Source organism: Myxococcus sp. AM011 (genome assembly GCF_013372595.1).
GTDB lineage: Bacteria > Myxococcota > Myxococcia > Myxococcales > Myxococcaceae > Myxococcus > Myxococcus eversor.
Map to the genome: position 1 here is coordinate 1 of NZ_JABXEM010000045.1, position 21,295 is coordinate 21,295.

At 67.3% G+C, this 21,295-nt stretch carries 13 protein-coding genes; 7 read left to right on the top strand and 6 right to left on the bottom strand.

The features are described from left to right. Nucleotides 1-409, bottom strand: a 409-nt coding sequence (locus tag HUW62_RS12130; protein ID WP_176434517.1) for a hypothetical protein, incomplete at its 3' end; no start/stop codon positions are given. Between the two features lie 233 nt (nucleotides 410-642). Here HUW62_RS12130 and HUW62_RS12135 point away from each other — a divergent pair. Then, nucleotides 643-3,045, top strand: coding sequence for a hypothetical protein (locus HUW62_RS12135; RefSeq protein WP_176434518.1), 2,403 nt, complete (start codon nucleotides 643-645; stop codon nucleotides 3,043-3,045). A 155-nt stretch (nucleotides 3,046-3,200) separates the two neighbouring features. Here the strand turns inward: HUW62_RS12135 and HUW62_RS12140 are convergent, their stop codons facing one another. After that, nucleotides 3,201-4,385 carry a fibro-slime domain-containing protein gene (locus tag HUW62_RS12140; protein ID WP_176434519.1) on the bottom strand — a complete coding sequence of 395 codons (1,185 nt, stop codon included), beginning with the start codon at nucleotides 4,383-4,385 and terminating at the stop codon, nucleotides 3,201-3,203. Between the two features lie 447 nt (nucleotides 4,386-4,832). Between HUW62_RS12140 and HUW62_RS12145 the strand changes: the two genes are divergently transcribed. Further along, on the top strand, nucleotides 4,833-6,086 hold the full coding sequence (locus HUW62_RS12145; protein ID WP_176434520.1) for a Tat pathway signal protein: 1,254 nt from the start codon (nucleotides 4,833-4,835) through the stop codon (nucleotides 6,084-6,086). Further along, entirely contained in the window at nucleotides 6,083-9,310 is a 3,228-nt protein-coding gene (locus HUW62_RS12150; protein WP_176434521.1) for a hypothetical protein, read from the top strand. Before HUW62_RS12145 ends, HUW62_RS12150 begins: the two co-directional genes overlap by 4 nt. Before the next feature lie 24 nt (nucleotides 9,311-9,334). Here the strand turns inward: HUW62_RS12150 and HUW62_RS49950 are convergent, their stop codons facing one another. Continuing rightward, complete coding sequence (locus tag HUW62_RS49950; protein WP_275902347.1) at nucleotides 9,335-11,878, bottom strand: glycosyltransferase; 2,544 nt, start codon at nucleotides 11,876-11,878, stop codon at nucleotides 9,335-9,337. Nucleotides 11,879-12,318: 440 nt separating this feature from the next. Between HUW62_RS49950 and HUW62_RS12160 the strand changes: the two genes are divergently transcribed. The 3 genes from HUW62_RS12160 to HUW62_RS12170 all read left to right on the top strand — a co-directional run bounded on the left by HUW62_RS12160 (nucleotide 12,319) and on the right by HUW62_RS12170 (nucleotide 16,208). Then, on the top strand, nucleotides 12,319-14,676 hold the full coding sequence (locus HUW62_RS12160) for a hypothetical protein (RefSeq protein ID WP_176434522.1): 2,358 nt from the start codon (nucleotides 12,319-12,321) through the stop codon (nucleotides 14,674-14,676). A gap of 137 nt (nucleotides 14,677-14,813) precedes the next feature. Continuing rightward, nucleotides 14,814-15,800, top strand: coding sequence for a hypothetical protein (locus HUW62_RS12165; protein ID WP_176434523.1), 987 nt, complete (start codon nucleotides 14,814-14,816; stop codon nucleotides 15,798-15,800). 30 nt (nucleotides 15,801-15,830) lie between these two features. Next, complete coding sequence (locus HUW62_RS12170) at nucleotides 15,831-16,208, top strand: DUF4345 domain-containing protein (protein WP_163861602.1); 378 nt, start codon at nucleotides 15,831-15,833, stop codon at nucleotides 16,206-16,208. A gap of 79 nt (nucleotides 16,209-16,287) precedes the next feature. Here the strand turns inward: HUW62_RS12170 and HUW62_RS12175 are convergent, their stop codons facing one another. The 3 genes from HUW62_RS12175 to HUW62_RS12185 form a co-directional block, all read right to left on the bottom strand. Then, nucleotides 16,288-17,544 carry a hypothetical protein gene (locus HUW62_RS12175; RefSeq protein WP_176434524.1) on the bottom strand — a complete coding sequence of 419 codons (1,257 nt, stop codon included), beginning with the start codon at nucleotides 17,542-17,544 and terminating at the stop codon, nucleotides 16,288-16,290. 311 nt (nucleotides 17,545-17,855) lie between these two features. After that, a complete protein-coding gene (locus HUW62_RS12180) occupies nucleotides 17,856-18,740 on the bottom strand; it encodes a hypothetical protein (RefSeq protein ID WP_176434525.1) in 885 nt (294 codons plus the stop codon). Then, nucleotides 18,709-20,028 carry a hypothetical protein gene (locus tag HUW62_RS12185; RefSeq protein ID WP_176434526.1) on the bottom strand — a complete coding sequence of 440 codons (1,320 nt, stop codon included), beginning with the start codon at nucleotides 20,026-20,028 and terminating at the stop codon, nucleotides 18,709-18,711. The genes HUW62_RS12180 and HUW62_RS12185 overlap by 32 nt, the downstream gene beginning before the upstream one ends. Before the next feature lie 310 nt (nucleotides 20,029-20,338). On the opposite strand from HUW62_RS12185, the gene HUW62_RS12190 reads away from it, so the two are divergent. Beyond that, a complete protein-coding gene (locus HUW62_RS12190) occupies nucleotides 20,339-20,986 on the top strand; it encodes a hypothetical protein (protein WP_176434527.1) in 648 nt (215 codons plus the stop codon). Nucleotides 20,987-21,295: the final 309 nt, after the last annotated feature.

Consider the following 21,295-nt stretch of genomic DNA (forward strand, 5'->3'; position numbering starts at 1 on the left):
ATTCCTGGGCGGCCTGCCGGGCCTGGATGATGCGGGCCATGGCGATGCGGCCCTGGGCCTGTACGAGCGCGGCGGGGACGTCGGAGCGCTTCGCGCCGGGCGCGAGGGAGAGGTAGACGTCCGCCAACTCCTTGCCCTGGAGGCTGTCCACCTTCTCGGCCTTCATCGACTCCTGGAGGTGGGCGGCATCGATGTCCATGTGGCCCGACTCCGCGACGAAGACCTCGCCCGGCTCGGACTCGATGAAGCGCACCGAGCGGGTGTCGCTCAGCTTCAGCTCATGCAGCAGGGTGCCCTGCTCGATGTTCTGGGGGGCGGGCGTCTCCGTGGACGCCGGTGAGCCGCAGGCGGCGAGGAGCAGGGCGCAGAGCACGGAAGACAGCAGGGGCAGAGGGGGGCGGTGGGTCATGTCGGGGGACTCCTGAGTCAGGGTTGCAACGACCTGAACGGGGATCCCCAGAAGGCTTCGCTCCATCAGCCCTTGCTCTCCTCATCGGCGTCACGGCTTGTTCGCCGTTCACTCGCGTGTGGGTCCGTCCGGCCAGCCGGTCGAGGTCGGCGGGGAAGACGACCTGGAGGGACAAGGGCAGCGGTACTCGCGGCTGGACCTGGACGGCATGACCGGGAACAATCCCGCTTTGGATGGTTCCCCCCGCATCGCTGGAGCGCGCCGGAGTCCGAGCCTCGATTGCGCGCGGGCCCTGGGCCGTGGTGGGCGGAGCGCTGGGCGTCACCTGTCTCTTCTTCTACCGCGCCCTCTTCAGCGCGGACGTCTTCATCGCCCGAGACATGCTCCTGGTCTACGCGCCATTGCGGCGCTACTGGGCGCAGCGCGTGTCCGAAGGCGACTTTCCGGGCTGGTATCCCTTCGACGGGCTGGGGCAATCGTTCGCGGGCATCATGCTGTCCGCGCCCTTCCATCCGTCGCAGGTGTTGGGGCTGCTGTTCTCCACGGGCGTGGCGATGAAGCTCGCGGTGCTGGCGTGCCCGCCCCTGGCCTTGCTGGGCACCTTCGCCCTCTTGCGCCTGTACGACGTGCCGCGGAGCGGGGCGTTCTTCGCGGGGCTCGCCTTCGCGTTCAGCGGCCACCTGGTGTCGCTCACCAACAGCCTGGCGTACCTCATGGCCGGCGCCACCTTGCCCGCCGCGCTCTGGGCCGCCGAGCGCTTCCTGCGAGCCGCCACGCCGGGGCGCGCCGCCGTCGCCGCGTTGGGGCTCGCCAGTGTGCTGCTGGCGGGTGACACCTGGAGCTATGCGTTCGCGAATGCCTTCGTGCTGCTGCTCGCGGTGACGAGCCCCGAGGCACGCGGTGTCCGCCTGCTTCGTGCGCTGGGCCTCGTGGCCCTCGGCGCGGGGCTCGCCGCGCCGCAACTGTTCGCGGGCATGGCGGTGTTCGCACGGGGCGCTCCAGGCGCGAGCTCGCTCGAGGACGCGCAGCGCTGGTCCCTGGACCCGTGGCGACTGCCGGAGTTCCTCCTGGGGCCGTACCTCGCCAATCCCACCGTCGAGCGCTCCGTTCCGGAGGAATGGGTCAAACCACTGCTGTCGACGGGCGGCTTCTCCACGCTGTGGACGGACTCGGCGCTCATCGGCGTGCCGGTGTTGGTGCTCGCGGTGACAGGACTGCGCTTCCTCCCATGGAAGCGCTGGGCGCCGTTCGCCGCCGTCTGGGTCGTGGTGCTCGCCCTCGCGCTCGGGTCCGCGTTGCCTGTCTACGGATGGCTCTACGAGGCCCTCCCGTTGTGGCGACCGTTCCGCTATCCCGAGAAGCTCGTGGTGCACCTGACGTTTGGGCTCGCGGTGCTCGCGGGCTTCGGATGGAAGGCCCTGGTGTCGTCCAGGGCGCGAGCGCGCTGGGCTGCTCTCGCGGCGGGGGGGATGTCCGTGGGGCTCCTCGCCGTGGCCCTCGCGGAGCGCCTGGGGGCCGTGTGGTCCCACGCGTTCGTGCTCGGGCGCTGGCCACGGGTGCCTCCCGAGACGCTGGAGACGCTGTCGCACGCGTTCAGCGGCGCGGCGTTCGTCGCGGCGGGAGTCGCGCTGGGCTGCGCCCTGGTGCTGCCAGGCCTCGCGGGCTCGTGGCACCGGGCATGCGTGTTGATGGCGCTGCAACTGGGCGCGGCGTTCACGCTGAACGAGCCGCTCTACATTCTCGGTTCGGAGGAACTGCTCGACACTCCGCCGGTGTTCGTCGACACCGTGCGCGAGTGGGCCGCCAGGACAGGAGAGTCCACGCCCCGCGTCGCCTCCCGCATCCAGCGCTTCCGCTTGCCTCGATTCGACGGCTTCGAGTTCCAGGACAGCGTGGCGTTGATGGCGAGGGCCTCGTTGATGCCTGACACGCCCGCGCTGTGGGGCATCGGCGCGGCGGATGCGTATCTGCCTGCCGCGAGCTCCCGCTTGCAGCGCCTCCAAATCACACAACCTGGCTTCTTCACGGAGTCACAGCCACTCTTCGGGGTGCGGTTCAGCGCATACACGCCAGCGACCTATGCAGCGCTGGAGCCCAGACCGGGCCGCGTGGTGGCGCGCGACGACGTGTTCGAGCTGCTGCTCGTCGAGCATGCCGATGCCCTGCCGAGGTTGTTCCTGGCGAAGTCTCATTGCGTGTCGGACGAGAGCGCCGCGCTCGGGCTGCTGCGAACCGTGGCCTTCAGGACGGCTGCCCAGGCAGCGGTGGAGTGTGGAGCGGTTCCTCTTCCTGCGTCGGGTCCGGAGCCTCTGAACGGGCGAGTCGCTCCAGCTCATGAGACGCCCGAGCACCTCATCGTGGACGTCGAGTCGTCCGGGGACGCGGTGCTCGTCATCAACGATGCGTGGCAGGCGGGGTGGACAGCGAGCCTGGATGGCGAGCCCGCGAGGCTGCTGCCAGCGAATGTCGCGGTGCGTGCTGTTGGCGTGCCCCCAGGCCGGCACCGCATCGAGCTGCACTACCGCGCCCCTGGTGTCCTGCCAGGGCTCGTCCTCGCCGCCGTGACGCTCCTGGCCCTGGCATTGGCCGAGGGTTGGCGCCGTCGGCGAGGACCGGTCCGGATGAAGCCCGCGTGAGGAGACCGTCTCCGCGCGGCAGCCTCACGGTCCGCACTGAATCAACGGGGTGACCGTACCCGGCCCGCCCCTGGGCGTGAAGTCACGCCCACAGGGGGGCCCTGTCTGGGAATCCTGGCCGTGGAGTCAATGGGCGTACGGCAATGCGCCAGCGTTCACTCCGTCATCGATGCCGCCGCCGGTGTGGGGACACACGCGGAGCGGCGGACGCCGAAGTTCTGGGCGTTGATGTGGTACCAGGAGCGGGAGGTCTTGCGCTCGGCATGGAACACAGCGACCTCGTAGATACCGCCCGGCGTCAGCCCCAGATTGAAGGCCACGGCGGGCGTCAGGATGATGGAGCTTTGCTCCGTGACGTGGAGCCCCCCCATGTCGATGGCGAGGCGGCGGTTGATGAACACCCAGACGTCGTCATCGCCCTGGAAGGTGAAGCGCTCGGTGCCCTTGTACTCGAACCAGAACCGCGTCTCGGTGGTGAAGCTGTAGTTGTGCCCCGGCGGGAGGACGTCGTAGTTGTTGGTGCGGTGAGCCTCCGCGCCGGCGGCGACCCAGCCCAGGTCGTCCACCGGGAAGAAGTTCGGTGCATCGAAGACCTGCTGGCCGCTCGGATACTGGATGAAGGTCAGTGTTCCGACCACGGGCTTGTTCACCAGGTCCGTGTCCAGATACCACTGGGCGAAGTTCGCGGCGTTGCTCGTCGTGTTGGTGGGCAGTCCCGTCTTCGCGTAGGCCGGCTTGCCGAGCGCATTCAGGGTGGTCTGTACGAGGCCCTTCTCCTCGCCGAACTGGTTCACGTTCTGGAAGTCGATGTGCCCTCTTGGCAGGGCGCCCAGGGGCGGCAGGTCGTAGCCTCGGAAGTCGCGGTAGACGATGGGGATGGAGGAGGGAAGCTGGTTGGTCGTCTGACAGGTGAAGCCCGGCTCGAGCTGGCACGTCGGCGAGCAACCATCATTGGCGACCGTGTTGCCGTCGTCACAGGCCTCGGCGGTGCTGCCGGGCAGCATCACTCCGTCGCCGCAAATGGATGCACAGACACCGTTGGTGCACTGGGGCTCCTTCGTACACAACGGGGAGCAACCGTCTCCCGTGTCGTGATTGCCGTCGTCGCACTCCTCATCGTCCTCGAGGAAGGCATCGCCGCAGATGCTGGAGCTTCCACCGTCGAAGGCCGCGCTGGCCACGGTGCCCGCGTCGTCTGAACCCGTGGCGGATGCGGACTGCCCGGGGGCGCGAGGCGGGTCGTCCTCGGAGGGAGTGTTGTCTCCACAGGCCGCCAGGGAGAGGAACAGGGCCGCGAGCAGGAAGCTCAGCGGACGCGAAGGCGCATGGGGGATGGGCATGGGGAGCGGGAACGCACGTGAAGAGGGGACGAAGAGGGGCTCCGGACAACAGGAGTCGGTGAGGGATTGTTGGGGAGGTCCCAACCCATCCCGATATTTCTCCGCTTCGACGACCGTGACGACGAGAGGGTTCCACTTCGGTTCAACCCCGCCCTTCGCGCCCACGGCTTGCGCGGTCTGAAAGGACGCGGCTGCGTCTCATCGGTACGCAGCGCGTGTCCCGGCAGGGGCCCATGGTCCCTGGTGACCCTCCGTCATGTCCTGGCCTGATCCGCCCCCTCCGGGTTCGCTCTATCGTCCTCGCGAGAGGCGGGGCCTCGCGCGTGTGCACGGCACGGAATGTGAAGTGCGGAGCAACCCTCAGCGGGCTGTCCCCCTACAGCCGGTCCCCAGGTGCCGAGGGCTCGCGTCCGTGCAGGGACCCCATTCCACCAGGATGAAACTGGCATGCCGAAGAATGTCTACACCGTGAGCTTCTGCGGAACCGGCTGCTCGCGTGACGAAGGCGAGGAGACCCGCTTCTGGGACTACAAAATCCTCGCCCTCCTGGGCAAGGACAAGAAGTGGCTCAACAGCAACAAGGACATCTACGTCAGGGAGACCGGCTACATCCCGGTGCGGCTCCACACGGAGATCTCCACCGGCCTTCGCGATACGAAGAGCAGCATCACCGTTCGGGGTGTCGGCGAGAATGATTGGTTCAACCAGGAGGACGTGTGCGATCCCTTGGAGGGCAGCCTGGTCAATGCCCCCGGCCCGCTGCGCGCGTCCGCCCGGGACTACTCGGAGGGCAACCAACGGACGCAATCTGGTCAATTGCTGGGCTGGGCCGATGGCGCGCTCGCGCTGCACGGCGCGAGTCTCGCGGCGGCCAGCAAGGCGGAGCAATACAACTTCCTCGGGCACAGCCGCGGCGCGGTCGAGTCCATCATGGCCGCCTGGTTCCTGTATGCCTATGGAGGCCCTGGTGTCCGGGACATCCCCGTCAACATCTTCGCCATCGACCCCGTTCCGGGACCGGGTGAGTGGTATGGAATCCAGACCCAGTTGCCGCCCAATGTCGTCAATTATGTCGGCGTCTATGCCTGGGACCACCTGGTCGCGGGGTTCAGCGCGCTGGTTCCGCGGCCCAATGCCCGGATGACCAAACAGCGTGCCCATGAGGACATCGAGGCCCGGGGACTGGGGGCCACGTATCTGACGCTCGCGGACAACCGCCAACTGGCGGATCCACTCGCTCGCGGCGACCTCCCGCAGCCGGAGGGCTACACGCTCTACGCGTGTCGGGGCGGGCATGGCACCGTCGCCGGCAACTACACCGCTGACGCCCTGTACGACGCGGCCAAGGTGAAGGACGAGGTCGCCGCGGTCCCCAAGCTCGTCTACAAGCTGGCCCGTGCCTACCTGACTCAATGGGAGACGGTCTTCCGCACCAGATGCCGCGTCCGGGAGAACGCCAGACACCTGAGAAAACAAATCCATACGGCGCACACCCATTTCGATGCCATGGGGGGCGGCGAGGCCCGGACCTCCCGGCTGACAGGGAGGCCCAACGTGCGGCAGGTCTCCTCCATCATGGGGAGAAACACCTTGAACCGCTATTACCTCGAGGATGTGGTGGGGACGCCCCCCTACAACCTGGCCTATCCCTGCACCATCGAGCAGTCCGGTGGCGGGTGGGTGAACTGGAGGTTCCTGTGAGCATCGACCGGGTGTCCGCCAAGGTGCGCGACTACTTCACGCACCTGAGCGGGACGAGCTATGTGCGAATCATGGACACGCCTCGCATCTGGGGGCAGCCCTTTGGCCCGGAAATCATGCCGGCGGCCAAGAGTCGCACCAAGGACTTCCAGCGAGCCCTCGTCGAAATCATCCAGAAGTCGAGGTATCGCTGCGACATCTCCTCCCTCAACAGTCCGGACCCCGCCTGGGCCAAGGTGATTCTGGGGGCCATGGATACCGCGCTGAGCGCGCCGTTGAAGCGGACCCATCGCACGCAGTTCAGGTTCCTGTTCGGGCAGACGCCCATGATCTTCAAGGACGGCACGTCTCCCAATCTCGTCGATTTCCAGGGCGCGCTGATTCGCCTGGTGAGGGTGCGGATGCAGACCGGCGCCTGGGAGATGCCGCCGGAGATCTGGATGGGGAAGTTCTTCCGGCTCCAGGAGGGACTCGTCGCGGGGCTCTCCGCCCGGGTCGCCTCGGTCCTGCCCACCTGGATGGGTTTGGAGGGCGATGACGAATTCACCAAGATGACGTGGAATCACTCGAAAATCGTCGCCGTGGATGGCACCGAGTCCCTGGTGGGAGGCCACAACCTCAACATGGACCTGTTCACCAGCTATCCGCCCGTTCATGACGTGTCTGTCGTCATGCATGGCGAGGCGGCCCTGGGCGCGCAGCGCTTCCTGGACCAGATGTGGGAATGCAAGACGGACGTGCTGGCCAAGGAGTTCCTGGACATCGACAAGGATACGCTGTCCTGGAAGGTCGGCGACGACGACGCCGCGGTGAAGCGCAAGCCCGAGAACCCGCTGGCCTCGCGGGAGGCCGGCGACTACCGCGCCGCGTGTTACAAGGACTTCGCGCGGCTGCATGAGGGCGGTGGGGGGGAGTCCAGGCCGCGTCTCTCTCGCCCCAGCCCTGAGTTCCTGTCGACCATCTTCGAGGATGTGGACTCGGTCGAGGACCTGGCCGCGGAGGCGATTCGCGCGGAGGATCTCCAGACGTTCGTGGACCTGGAGACTCCCGTGTTCACGGAGAAGCATTACGAGGGCTACTCCGGCCTTGGAGAGTACAAGAAGGCGACCCGGGTCCTGTCCATCGGGAAGTACTGGAACGGCCCCAGCATGGAGTTGAACTACCAGAAGGCGTCCGAGGTGATGAAGGAGGAGTTGATCAAGGGCGCCAAGACCATCCTCCGGTTGTCACAGATGGACCTGGTGAGCGCGTGGAAGAAGAAGTGGTCCTCGCACGTCGTCTGCCATTGGATCATGGAGGCGCTGCTCGCCAATCCGAAGCTGGAGGTCCAGGTCGTGGTCTCTCCCCTGGACGCGGGGGCCGGGGCTGAGGGAGACCAGTATTCATTCGGCTCGGGGGCGTGCCGCACGTTCGAGCTGTTCCAATATTACATGTCACATGCCGTCGACACCGACGCCCTTCTGCCGGACGCCGACGTCCGGGTGCGCGCCTTGGAGCGACTGCACATCGCCCCCTTCTATTTCACGGAGGTCCCGAAGGATAAGACCCGGGAGGGTGAAACGTATTTCTGGCCCAAGCTCACGCCAGAAGGGTACACGGCGACCTTGAAGCAGACCTCGCTCGTGGAGGACCCGCCGAGCAAGGGCGTCATCGGAAGCGCGGTGGAGTCCGTCAAGAAGGCCAGCGGCGCCGTCTACGACAAGGTTCCGTCCGCGCCGGGCAATCACTCCAAGATCATGATTGTCGACGACGCGTCGTATGTGGTCGGGTCGGACAATCTCTATCCAGGCTTCCTCTCCGAGTTCAACTACCTGGTGGAGGGGGCGCCCGCGGTGAGAGATCTGCTCAGGACGTATTGGACACCGCTGTGGCACTACTCGGGGCCGCATTGCGTCAATCCACGGTGCGTCGGCGGCTGCAAGTCGAGTTCGGAGGTGCCTGGGCCCTCGCCGTTCGGGTTGCCTGGACTGGGAAGGGGCCTCCCCGTGAGCGGGAGATTGGGTCCCGCGGGTCATGGCATGCCGATTGAGCGCCCTGAGTTCCTTCTTGGCAGGAGGCCGCCTCCCTTTCCGTCAGGGCTGGGGTCGGTCCGCTACAACTCTCCTTTCCGCAGTGCCTCGTTCGGGAGCGGTCGGGCGGCCGTGAATGCATCTCCGCCGCTCGTGAACCCAGCCAACGCGGGCAAGGTCTCGCGGGTCGACCTGCGCGCACCCGCGGACCTCGGAGAGATTCTCAAGCAGGACGCGGAGAAGGTGAAGAAGGAGGCGGCGGAGGTCCAACGCTCCCGCGAGAGAGCGGCGGCGGAGAAGGCCGCGAGGGAGAAAGCGGCGGCGGAGAAAGTGGTGGTGGTCTCGAGCTCATCGAACTCCGGGTCGACGCCTCCGCCGTCCACCTCCACCTCCTCGGGGGGAACGGGCCAGTTACCTCCTCCGTCGCAGGATTCGAGTGCGCTGGTTGATCCGGATTCGAACGGCGACAAGATCGAGGGGTCGCACTTCTATACCGATCGTCAGCTCGACAGGCTGCTGCACCACTACCTCGACGGTGTGCCGAACGTGTACGTGGGCTATGGCCTCAACCTCTACCTGCTCAACCGCATCGCGCCCAACACGTTCGACGCCGCCCTCGCGGGTCAGGTCGAAGGCGGCGCTCCCCGCATCATCATCCAGCCCTACAACGTCGGTGGGAACCACTGGGGGCTCATCTACATCAGGGTGGCTCCCCCCCAGGGTGGGCGCAGGGGCCAGGCATGCGTGCTCTACATCGACCCGCTCGCCCCGGCCGGCGAGCCGACCATGCTCGGCACGCTGCGGCGTCCGTTTCCGGACCTGCAGGTCGAGCGATGCCTCCTCCGCTATCAGAATGACGCCATTGGGAGCGAGAAGGGTGGACAGCACAGCTGTGGGCCCTGGGTCGTCGAACTGGCGAGGCTCCTCGTCGGGTCCAACGGCGCCTTGCCCCCAGTCGCCGCGAGCCCCCGCGTGGCCGCCGTTGCACTTCGCGCGGCGCACCAGCGGGTCCTGGATGATTTGAACAGGGACATCGAGGATGACTTCGTCCTGGTGTCCGGGCCTGTCGTTCAGTCCAGCGGCGGCAGCGTATTGCCCCGCCCCCAAGCGTCCCCCTCCACGGTGGTGACGAGCGGAGGGAGCACGGTAGCCCCCCTGAGCAAGGACAAGGGCGTCGTGGTCGAGGACGACGACGACGGGTTCGTCATGCTCTGACGCGCGGGGCCCGGCTGAGGAGTCTCAACGTGCGGGCACCCGGGGCCCTGTCTGTCCCAGGCTCGACAGCAGGGCCATGATGAAGGCAGCCAGATAGGGCATGGCCTGTACCAATAGCAGGGTCACCCAGATGCGCATGTCCGGGTCGGGCAGGCCGTGGACCGAATAGATGCCGATTGCGGCGCCCCACAGCAGGAGCATGAGGAACAGCTCTTCGCGGGCCTCCGAGAGCGCCACCCGCAGGCCATGTCTGTCCGCGGTTTTCGGTGTGCGGAAGAACGGCAGGTCGCTGGTGAAGGAGGCGTACAGCACCGCCTTGGCGATGGTGTGCGACAGCGCCAGCCCGGCCAGGGCGGCGGCGAAAGCGCCCGCGAGGTTGAACCCGACCGCGCGGCGGTAGAGGAAGACGCTCTTGCCGAGCTTGAACACGAACAACGCCAGCGGCGGGATGGCGAAGACGGGCATCGGCGGTTCTATCCGCTGGGGCGCGATGAGCATCGCCGCCGACCAGAGCAGCGCGCCGATGGTGAAGGAGAGATTCAGTCCGTCGGCGACCCACGGCAGCCAGCCGGCGAGGAAGTGGTAGCGCTGGCCCCGGGTCAGTTCACTGTTCTCGCCGCGCAGCAGGCTGCGGGCATGGTGCTTGATGATCTGGATGGAGCCGTAGGCCCAGCGGAAGCGCTGTTTCTTGTAGTCGATGAAGGTGTCGGGCATCAGCCCCTTGCCGTAGCTGTGATGGGTATAGGCGGCCGAGTAGCCCTTCTCGAACACCCGCAGGCCCAGCTCCGCGTCCTCGCAGATGCACCACTCGGCCCAGCCCAGCTCTTCGAGCACCGAGCGGTAGGTCATGGTCATGGTGCCGTGCTGAACGATGGCGTCGCGGTCATTGCGGGTGACCATGCCGATATGGAAGAAGCCCTTGTATTCGCTGTAGCAGACCTTCTTGAAGAGGCTCTCGCCCTGGTCCCGGTAGTCCTGCGGGGACTGCACCACGGCGATGCGCGGGTCGGAGAAGAGCGGCACCATGTGCTTGAGCCAGTTGGAGTCGACGCGGTAGTCCGCGTCGATGATCGCGACCACCTCGGCATCCCTGGCCGTGCGGGGGATGAGGTGGTTCAGCGCGCCGCCCTTGAACCCGGGCAGGGGCGAGACATGGAAGAACTGGAAGCGCTCGCCGAGCCGCTCGCAATGGGCCGCGAGTGGCTCCCACACGGCCGGGTCCCGGGTGTTGTTGTCGATGACCAGGACTTCGTAGTCGGGGTAGTCCAGCACGGCGAGGGCGTCCAGCGTCTGTTTGACCATCTCCGGCGGCTCGTTGTAGCAGGGGACATGAACTGACACTTTCGGCCGATAGGCATGGTCGTCCGGCACCGGCTGGAATTCGCGGCGGCGTTTGGGAATCCACACGGCTTCGGCCAGTTCGTGGGCTTCGGTGAGCAGGACGAGGAACACGCCGAGCGAGCCGATCGCCAGCATGAAGCCGACGGCCAGGCTGAACCAGGTGCTGTAGCGCTGGCTGTAGTCATGGGCCATCCACACCAGCGCCGAGCCACAGAAGAAGGAGGTGAAGGTCAGGAAGGCTCGGCCGCGCTGGCGCAGGGCCGAACCATCGATGAGCAGCAGCGTCATCGCGAGAGTGGCCAGGACCACCGAGCAGCCCGCGAGGGCGCGCCACTCTGGGATGGCCACCACCGGGCCCTCGAAGTTGAACTTCCGCCGACGGGTGGCGTCGAACACGCCCCAGTAGGCGCCGGCCGCGCCTTCATCGCCGCCCTTCCAGGGTTGGTCGTAGGCTTCGATGACGAAGTATTCGTAGCCCCGTTGATTGAGCGTGTTGACCAGGGTGCGCAGGTAGAGGGCCTGGTCGGCCTGGGTGGCGGTGGCACCACCTCGCATGCGGCCGTTGCTCGGCCAGCCGACTTCCGACAGCAGCAATGGCTTGCGCGGGAACAGCTGCCTGAGGTCCCGGGCACGCTCCAGCACGAAGGTCCCCGCCTGCTCCATCGGCACGTATTCCCAGTAGGGCAGGACGTGAGCGGCGATCAAGTCGACATGCCTGGCCAGCTCCCGGTGTTCCCTCCAGTTGTGCCATTGCTCGCTGGTCGTCACGGGCACCCTGACGGCCGCGCGCACCCGCCTCAGGTACCGGACCAGCGTTTCGAACGTGACGTCCCCGCGATACAGCGCTTCGTTGCCCACCACCACGCGCACCACGCTGCGTGAGGTGTTGGTCATCTCGATGGCTTTCTGGAGCTCCCGTTCATTGCGTTCCAGGTCGCGGCTGATCCAGACCCCCAGCGTCACTCGCAGGCCGAACTCCTCGGCCAGGCGCGGGATTTCCCCCTGGGGACCGTCGACCGTGTAGATGCGGATGCTGTCGGTCAGCTTGCTGAGCTGTTCGAGGTCCTCGCGCATCTCGGCTTCGCTGGGGTGCCGGCCCTTCTTCGGGCTCTCTCCGAGGCGGAAGGGTGAGTAGGACAAGCCGGAGATCTTCTCCGGCCAGTCCGGGGCGGAGACCGGGCGGTTGTTCAGCGCCCAGAGCCCGGTGAACAGCGCGGCGATGGCCACGACGACGACCAGTTGGAGACCCAATCCACGCAATGGCATAGCGGGCGCCATGGACAGCAATCGCCGCGCCACTCCGTTCGCGAAGGTGGCCCGAGCGGGGGGCTTCTTGGACTGTCTTTGACTGGACCCGGAGCGCTTGCGGAGACCAAGAGCCTGCTTCCCGCCGGCAAGCGAAGTGGTGCGCGCGGACCCGGCCTCCCGCCTTCCCCGAGGCCGCGCGGCTCGCCCAGATGTGGGCGCTGGGGTGTGGAGCAGGGCGCGGCCGGGGCCCCTCGGGTGCGCACCTCGGCTTGCGCGGGTGCCCGGGTGCCCCCGAGGCGCCCAGGCGACCTGACGCTTCTCCCAGGCCCCCAGAAGGCCGCCTGGTGACATCTCCCGGCACCGGGGACGCGGACACTATGCCGAGGCTCCCACCGCCTCCCTGTAGTAGGTTGGCCTGAATGGTACGTACTTCAGCGCTGGTGTTGTTCGGGTTCTTCGTCTTCGCCTCTTCCCTGGCTTCGGCCGCGGCTCCAGAGGCTGGTGCCGCGAAGTCCATCGAGGAGGCCTCGAAGCGATTGGCGAGTGCGCGCGCGGCCCTCACGGCGGCCGTTCAGCGCATCGAGCAGGATCCTCCGCGCGGCGCCGACCTCGACGCCGCCCTCGTGGCGGTGGAGGCGCTGAAGGACGCGCTCGGCGCGGGAGCGAGCTTCGAGACGGAGGACCTGGAGTACGCCAAGAGCGTCCTGGCCGCGCGGAAGCAATTCCGGACGGACCGCGAGTACGTCGATGAGCGCCGGGCGAAGGTCCACATCCACGAGTTCCGCCGACGCATCGATGGCGCGCTCGCGCCCCTGAACGAGCGCATGGCGAAGCTCGGGGGAGGGGACCCCGGCGCCAAGGCGATGGACGATGCCCGCGCCGAGCTGGAGGCGCTCCGGAAGCTGACGGAGGAGGGTCGGCCCCTGAAGGCTCAGGACCCGAAGTTCGCCGCGTACCTCACCGAGGTCGACGCGACCATCGCCCGGCACGAGAAGACGCTCGACGAGCGGTGGCTGCAGGTGTCGGCGCAGAAGCAGCGCGGGCTCCTGGATGAGCGCCGCAAGGCCCTGTCCACCGCGCTCACCGAGGTGAACAAGGCCTGGTCGGACGAGAAGTTCGGCGCCACCGACAAGGCGACGGCGGCGCTGCAGAAGCAGCTCGAGGAGGGAGCGCCGCTGGAGGCGAAAGACAAGGCGTATCGCGCGGAGGCGGACAAGGCCCGGGCCGAGGTCACCCAGGCCAGGCGCCGGATGGAGGAGCTGGTGGTGCAGGCGGGCGTCTCCCGAATCAAGGTGGAGATGGGGCCCGCCCATGACGAGCTCGTCGCGGCCGCCAAGGCGCTCCGGGTGAAGCGGCCCACGCCCGAGCAGCTCTCCGAGGCGAAGACCGCGGCGTTCGTCGTCCGCAAGCTGGTGGAGAAGTACGACCCGCAGGCGGCGAGGAGCCAGGCGATTGCCCAGTACCTCGCGGACGTGAAGAACACGCTCGTCGAGGTGGAGGTGGCCCTCCAGGTCCGCGGCCTCGATGCGGCTCGCGCGGAAGTCATCCAGTCCCTGCGCAACGTCGAGAAGCGGGCCGTGACGCCCGAGCAGTTCGAGGAGGCGAAGACGGCGCTGGTCGTCCTGGAGAAGACGCTCGAGACGGTTCACGCGAAGAACCCCGCCGTCAGCCCCTCCGCCGCCGAGGCGCGTCAGCTGCTCAAGGACGGGCGGGCGACGCTGGAGCGGCGTCGGTACGAGGTCGACCTGACGCAGCAGCGCCTGAAGGTCGACGAGGCGCGGAAGAACGCGGCGGCGCTCGTCCTCCAGATTCAAAAGGAGGCGCCCTCGCCGGCGCTGCTCCAGGAGGCGGAGAACGCGGTCAAGCAGATTGGCGCGGTGCTGGAGGTCGGCGCCCCCTTCGTGAAGAAGGACCGCGACTACGCGGTGTACGCCAAGGAGACGAAGGAGCGGATGGCGGAGCTGAGCGACCGCATCACCCGGAGGAGGATTGTCCTCTCCGCGGCGGACGCCCGCGTCCAGCTCGCCACCCGGATGGCCATGACCAAGGAGAAGCTCGAGGCCGCGAAGGGAATCTCGTCGACCGACAGCGACGTCGACACCGCCTCGAAGGGCGTGGACGAGATGATGCAGATGTTCGAGACGCACGCGGAGCTGGAGCGGCAGGACGCGGGCTACGCGTCGGCGGCGGAGCGGGCGCGCGCCGACTGGCTGAAGCTGGTCGAGGCCCTCGAGTTCGCGAAGCAGGCGCGGGCGTTGCGCCGGCTGACGGGGGAGGCCCTGGTGGTCGCCAGCACGGCATCGGAAGCGGCCGCTTCCTCCTCGGACCTGCGCAAGAGGCGGGAGCTGTATGCGAGCGCGATGGAGAAGCTCAAGGCCTGCCAGGACGATGGCGCCCGGATGGTGAAGGAGAACGCCGGCCTCGCCGCGGTCGACGTGCTCATGGGCGGCATCCCCACCCCGCCGCAGGAGGTGATGGCGCAGTGCGCCCAGAAGGCAGACGCGCTGCGGGAGCCGCAGACGAGGGCCGACGTGCAGTTGCGGTTCCAGGAGGGCCAGCGGAAGGCGTACGACGCGGCGAAGGCGCTCCTCTCCAAGGGGAACAAGACGGATGCCCTCACGCAGCTCAACGAGTGCATCGCCGAGGGGCGCATCCTGGAGAACCGATATCCCCAGTTCAAGGACCAGAAGTTCGACATCGGCGGCGGCAGCATGAGCATGGTGGAGCTGGTCCAGGTCTGCGTGAAGGAGCGCAAGGCGTTGAAGCCCACGCCTTGAGTTCTTCGGACTGTCAGTGAAGAAGTCCTGGGGTGGTCGAGCCGCGCGCGCCTATGCTCCGCGCGGCTCACCTGGGCGGGGAGGGTGGTGGCGGCGAAGAGGGGTGTGCCATTCCCCATTCCACGAGGCCGTCCGCGATGCTCCGTTCCCTCAAGTCTTCCTGGTGGGTGTCTGCCTTTCTGCTGGCCGCCTGCCATCCCTCGGACCTTCCCGAGGCTGATGCGCCGTCCGCCATCGACACGCTGGAGCAGGGGGTGCTCTTCCCTCCGCCTCCGCCTCCGAGCGGCAACATCCTGGACAGCACCACGTTCCTGGGGAGCGTGGCCCTTCCCGGCTCGGTGCAGACGTCCTTCACCACGGCCCTCCAGCACTACTCCTTCGCCATCAACGTCGCGGCCGGCTCGAGCGCGAAGCTGGAGGTGACGCACCTGGGCAGCAGCATGGGGCTGGACACGGGGCTCTTCGTGTACGGCCCGAAGGATGCCAGCGGCAGCTACGGCACCACCGTGCGAGCCCAGGACGACGACGCGGGCTATGGCCAGCTCAGCAAGGTGGCCTCCGCCACCTTCGCGCAGGGCGGCGAATATCTGGTCGTCGTCAGCAGCGGTGGGGGCGCGGGCAAGCGCTTCCGCCTCCAGCTCGACTGTCTCAGCGGCGATTGCGAGCCGGTGGACCCATCCGTGTCGCTGGGCTCGCGGCCGGTGAGCTCGAGCCTTCAGGCCACGTTGTCGGCGGCGAACGCGGCCTGCGGCACCTCCACCGCGTGCTACGGCGAGCTGCGGGGCTACTCCTTCCCCTGGAGCCACTCGACGCCCGCGAGCCTGGACAAGGTCGCCGAGGCGGTCTCCCTGACGGAGCAGAGCAACGCGCTGTTCGGCGTGCGCCTGGTGAATACGACATACACGCAGTTCGCGCAGACACGCCTGCTCTCGAGGCTGTCCTCCCTGCATCCAGGCCTGGGGCAGGAGTACAGCAACGGCTCGGAGGCGGTGCAGGTGACGGGCTGGCACTACAGCCGGGAGATGTGGCCTGATGCCTGTATGGTCTGGGAGATGTATGTCATCTACTTCCCGGAGTCGCGCGGCGTCCTGGTGTTCGAACAGGACTACGCCCGGGATTGCTGAAGTGGCGGTACCTTCCTAGCGAGAACCCTCATGCGAGCACCGCAACGAATCGTGCAGGTCTGTCTCTTCCTGGTGGCCGCCATCGCGCTGTTCGGAGGCTCTGTCCAACTGCTCATGGGGCAGCCGGAGACGACGCCCCGCCTGGACAACCTTCATCGCTTCATGGGCGGCATCTATCTGTCCATGGGCGTCATCTGTCTGTGGGCGGGCCGCACGATTCGCCAGCAGGGGACGCTGGTCTACCTCATCGCCTTTTCCATTCTCATGGCGGCGGTGGGCAGGCTGGTGTCCATGGGCAAGGTGGGTCTGCCCGAGCCGACGGGCTTGTGGCTCGGCTATCTCATCCCGGAGCTGGGGTTCCCGGTCGTCATCGCCGTCGCGCACTGGATGCAGACGCGCGACGCCTGAAAGCCGGGCCGCCGGCGAAAGTGGCCTGGGTGGGCGCTCCTCCTCGCCCTCCCAGGTCCTTTCCGGGGGCGCGATGCGCTCAGCAGCCCACGCCGCCCTGGCAATACGGGACGACGCCCAGCTCGGCCTGCACGCCGCCCAGGGGCGAGAAGGCGAAGTTCCACGGGTTGGAGCCCGCGCCCCACATCAGGCCCGTCAGCGTCACCCCGTTGCCGGTGAGGAAGTACACGGGAGAGCCACTGTCACCGCCGGCGCCGTTCTGCGTGGCGCTGGTCGCGATGTAGTTGCAGTAGTATGTCTGTGGCGTCCCACCCGAGTTCACCGTGGCGCACGCCCATTCGATGGTGCCGTTGGTGGTGCCCGTGGTGCGGCCCGTCTTGAACACCACCTGCCCCTGCGAGGGGTACGGCACCTTTCCCGTCACATCCCACCAGGAGGAGATGTTCAGGTTGAACGCTCCCGGCGTCTGGACGACGTAGGTGCCAATGGGGGCGTCCGCGCGGAAGAAGGCGCTGTCGCTGGAGCGGCAGACGCGCCCCGCCGGGCAGCTTCCTCCACTGGCGTAGCCGGGGTCGGTCGTCTCCGTCCCCACCTGCCACGGCGCCACCGCCTGATACGCGGGCGTCGACTCCACCCCGCCCTGGACCGTGGTGCAGTGCGAGTTGGTCACGAAGCCCAGCGTCCCGCCCTGGAGCGCTGGGAAGCCGAGCGTGCAGTACTTGCCCGGCGTCTCTATCTGCAGTCCGCCTCCCACCGGCGTCCATCCGCTCTGCACGGTGGCGGGGTTGATGGGCCCCAGCTCGACGATGTCCACCGCGTCCCGGGCCAACGACAGGCGGGAGAGGGTCCGCTCGATGGCGCCCCGCGCCTCGGAGCGCTCGACGCCGATGGCCACCCGGTTCGACTTCTCGTCCACGTCCGTGAAGACGGTGCCCGGAAGCGCGAGCACCTCCGGCGTGAGCCTCTCCTGCAGCGCCTTGAGCTGGGAGAAAGTCCACGTGGCGGGCTCCGTCACCACGCCCGCCGAGGGAAGCTTGTCCTCGCCGAACACGGAGGCGATGGCACGGCGCGCGGCCGGTGCCGCGGTGGCATTCACCAGGCGCACCACGAGCCGCCCCTTCTCATCGTGATACATGCCGCCGAAGCCCGGCGCCTCGCGCTCCACCTCGAGCAGCGCTTCGTCCAGCGTCCGGGGACGCGGGGCGCCAGTGGCTGGCTCCACGAGCATTCCCACGGAGCCCTGCGCGGGCCCACCGGCCCATGCCGCTTCACTCCAGCCTCCCAGACACAGCGAGGCACTCCCTGCCACCACACGAAGAATCGATTGCTTGCGCATGACGTTCGTCCCCCACGACAACGGGTGATGCCCGGCCAGTCGCGGCGGACTCATGCCGGGCCCTGCGACCCGGCACTCCAGCATCTCAGGTGGAGGACTTGAAGCTGTATTTCAGGAATTCCGTGGGCTTCCTCGCGAGAGTCATCTCCGCCAGGCGCGCGCGTGCTCACCTCCGAAGACTGGACTGCATGCGACCGCCCGACAGACGCAGTCGCTGACGTCGAAGGCGTCGCCTTCCCCAGTACGTGGTAGCCGGGGGCGCGCTCGGGGAGCACGGCGACATTCCCACGGTTTCGCGCGATGGGCCGATGCTACTCCGACAACACCGAGCCGGACGCGACCTCCCGGACCTGCTTCGCGAGGAACCACGCGCCCACGCCGATGGGTGGATAGATGGCCAGGGCGAAGAGCCGCTGCATCAACCCCTCGAAGCCCCTCACGTCGAGCCCGCTCCACCCACTCATGATGGGAACCAGCGCGAGGAGGAGCATGTTCGTCGCGATGAGATAGGCCCGAAGGGCCCGCGCCTCCCGCCGTCCCCAGAACGTCGCGAGGAGGAGCGCGGGCAGCAGCACCGCGCCCACGATGAGCGGCCCCGAGTTGTGCCGGGGGCCGGCAAGGGAAACAGCGCGGCCCTCAACGTGGCCACCCCCAGGTTGAACACCTCCGGGAAGCGCTCCGCAGATGGCGCTGTAGACGTCGCGCTCTCCCATCACCGTCCCGGGCGCGGGCGCGCCGCTCACGCGGTCGAAGCCGTAGGTCAGACAGGTGCTCGGGTCCACGCCACCGTAGACGCGGTTGCCCTTGAGGCGAGGGGAGACGAGCACCACGCCGTTGTTGAGGTGGTGCCCTGTTCCGAAGGCGGTGGTGCCCGCAGTGGGGCGGTGCTTCTCCCGGCCGAAGTCGGTGGCGAAGTAGATGAGGCTGCGCTGCCACAGGGACGAGCCGGGATGGCGCGCGTCCTCGGTGGCCTTCAGGAGTCGGATGAGGCCATCGGTGACTCGCAGGACGTGGGACCACATGGCGTTCTGCGCGACGCGGTGGCCCGTGGGCGAGTCGTCGAAGGCGAGCTGGGCGTTGACGATTTTCTGGGTGCCCCCTCGGAACGCAGGGACTGCAACGCGAGGGCCAGTCCAGGCCTGTTCGACGGACAGCGCGAGGCGCTCAGCGGTGGACGATGGGGCAGGGATTCGCATCCACCTTGACCCGCATGGCGCCGGACGGACGGAACGGCGAGACGCCGAGGCTGGCCTCAATCAGGCAGGTGGTCGCGTAGAGGCTGAAGACAGGCCAGTTCTCCTTGGAGAGCACGATGTTCAGCCAGCGATTCAGCCGCTTGTTGCGGAATCCCGCCGCGTCCTTGTTCGCCGCCACGAGCTTCTTGCCCATCTGGTCGAGGCAGGGCCGCAAGTAGTCCACGGTCAAGGCGAAGGCGCCTCCCTGCCCGTGGTACGCGGTGATGAGGTGCTTCATGCTCGCGCCCGCCAGGTCCAGATCGAGGTGACGCTGGATGAGCCCGTCCTCTCCCTGACTGTCTTCACACGGTTTGCATTGATTGCCCGCCATGAAGACGGGGGAGCGGTATTGGCCCAGCGCGGTGAAAAGGTTTTCCATGCCTCCGGAGTCATTGAAGGACTCTATCTTGTCATCCATGGTCGTGGTCGCCAGGGATTTGCCACCCCCGTGCTCGGGAGGGAGCGTGCCGAGGACCTTCGGGTCATCCTCGTTGCGGTGCGAGGGCGTCACCTTGTCGGCGAGCGACGAGCGCATCGCGGCGAGGATGGCATTGAGCTTGGCCGGAAAGTCCTGGTTGTCTTCCAGGTCCTTGGCCAGCCCGGAGGTGACGGCATCGTAGAGCGCGCGGCCGGACTTCCCAGCCGCCGCCTCCCAGATTCGCTCCACCACATCCATCGCGGCCCTGAAGAAATAGGTGCCGGGCTCGGTGATTCCGTAGCGCCTGGGGTTGGCCAGCTTGCAGAAGGAGATGACGATGGAGGGGAAGTACCATTCCAGGGCGTGGTTCGAGATGACGCAGTGGGCCCGCATGCGCTCCATGGGGCCGTCGATGGTCTCTCCTACTGGGCCAGGTTCGTGAAACCCTGATTCGAGCACCGACGTCAGTGCCGTGAGGCAGAGCCGATTCTTGGTGCCGAGCCGCTGGAGCCGGTTCTCCTCGTCCAGACCCATTTCATTCGCTCCCAGACAGCCATGGCAGCAGGCGATTCTCGAGACATACCTCTCCTTGAACAAACCAAAGAGCGTATCGGGCTTGGAGAAGGTGAGGAGGGAAATCACCTCCTTCTCCCGCGCTTCCGGGGAGACCAGGCGCTTGCCGCACTTCGTGCAATCTCCGTCCTTGTCCGTCGGTTTCATCAAGTGCATCTTGTGCAGCTCGATTTCCTCCCCGAAGAGCTCGCACTCCTCCGTGACACATGCCGCTTTGACGGTGATCTGGTTCTTCTTTCCGCAGCGCACACAGGGCATCTTGGTTCCTCGGGTTGGAAATTCCTTGCGTGAGTGTACGCCTCCGCGACCAGGGGGCAAGGCCTGCAAAGCCAACCACCAAGGGCAGTCGCGGCCGCGCGCAGGAGGCCGCGTTCGTCGTTTGCAGTGTGTCCGTGTTCCGCGAGCGTGCCCGCGACGGTGGCCTCGCACATCACCCGCGCTTTCGCCGCGGACGTGACCTCCTGCTGGGTTGTCCGGTCCCCGCCAGCGGGCTCGTGTCTTCGCGACTCCGGAGGCGGCGGGCACCGGCTTCTTGAGCGACGAGAGATGCGACAAACGACTGGCGTGCGTGCGACTTCCCGCTGCCGCGTCATTCGCGAGCACCTACGAAACCTGGGGCACCGCGCTCACGGCCCAGGGCTGGCGGCCGAGCGTCAAGCTTCATGAGGAGGCGGCCCGGCAGCTGGTGGCGCCGGCCCTGGTGGGCCGCGTGCGCAGCTCGTCGGCGACCTTCGAGTCCGACGGCCGCGGCGCCGCGGTGTGGGAGCAGTTCGAGGCAGGCGAGTGGAACGTCTTCCTCTCCGAGTTCGACGGCGTCCGCTGGGACGCGCCGGTCCGCATCGCGCGCAACGCCTGGCGGCCCCGCGTGGCCATCGACTCGACCCGGGCCGTCATCGGGTTCCAGCGGCCCGGCGCATCAGGGCGGCTCGACTACTGGACGGTGGCGTACGAGGCCGGCGTGGTGGGCGTGCCCATCCGTCACGGCGATACCTCCAGGGCCGATATCCCTCCACCGGAGTTCGTGCTGACCCGCGGCGCCGGGGGCTTCATGGTGCTCTGGGGCCTCACTGAGCTGCGCTCCAGCCAGAGCACTCCACCAGACCCCGGTGGTGTATCAAGGCCGGTGCACGCAGCAAATCCTCTCTTGCTGCAACCCCTTCCCGCCGGGCAGCGGGCGCTGAGTCCTGCTGAAGCGAGACGGCGCCGCCAGGCCTGACGGCGTCGTACTCAGGGCCCGCGGTATTCCGAATCGCGGTTGTTGCCGATGTCCCCGGTGCGCTGCGTCTATCATCGTAAAGGCAGATGCGATGGTGTCATGTCGGCCCTGCGGGAATGCCCTTATGCCTGACGCCGCGCGCCGTGGCACCCCTTCGGGTCGAACCTTTCATTGTCATTGGATTGTCTGGCTTTTCTGATTTTGAATTGTCATTCCAGGGATCCTGGTGCTAGAGCCATGGAGGGACTTCTCCTTGCGGGGCGAACTTCCGAGGAGAAGTGCCACGTGTAGCCACACAATCCCCAGGAG

Excerpts from the sequence above, each read along its gene's own strand:
- HUW62_RS12135 (WP_176434518.1), top strand. The coding sequence starts at position 643 with ATGGTTCCCCCCGCATCGCTGGAGCGCGCCGGAGTCCGAGCCTCGATT.
- HUW62_RS12180 (WP_176434525.1), bottom strand. The coding sequence starts at position 18,740 with ATGCGAATCCCTGCCCCATCGTCCACCGCTGAGCGCCTCGCGCTGTCC.
- HUW62_RS12160 (WP_176434522.1), top strand. The coding sequence starts at position 12,319 with ATGGTACGTACTTCAGCGCTGGTGTTGTTCGGGTTCTTCGTCTTCGCC.
- HUW62_RS12140 (WP_176434519.1), bottom strand. The coding sequence starts at position 4,385 with ATGCCCATCCCCCATGCGCCTTCGCGTCCGCTGAGCTTCCTGCTCGCG.
- HUW62_RS12145 (WP_176434520.1), top strand. The coding sequence starts at position 4,833 with ATGCCGAAGAATGTCTACACCGTGAGCTTCTGCGGAACCGGCTGCTCG.
- HUW62_RS12175 (WP_176434524.1), bottom strand. The coding sequence starts at position 17,544 with ATGCGCAAGCAATCGATTCTTCGTGTGGTGGCAGGGAGTGCCTCGCTG.
- HUW62_RS12185 (WP_176434526.1), bottom strand. The coding sequence starts at position 20,028 with ATGCCCTGTGTGCGCTGCGGAAAGAAGAACCAGATCACCGTCAAAGCG.
- HUW62_RS12165 (WP_176434523.1), top strand. The coding sequence starts at position 14,814 with ATGCTCCGTTCCCTCAAGTCTTCCTGGTGGGTGTCTGCCTTTCTGCTG.
- HUW62_RS12170 (WP_163861602.1), top strand. The coding sequence starts at position 15,831 with ATGCGAGCACCGCAACGAATCGTGCAGGTCTGTCTCTTCCTGGTGGCC.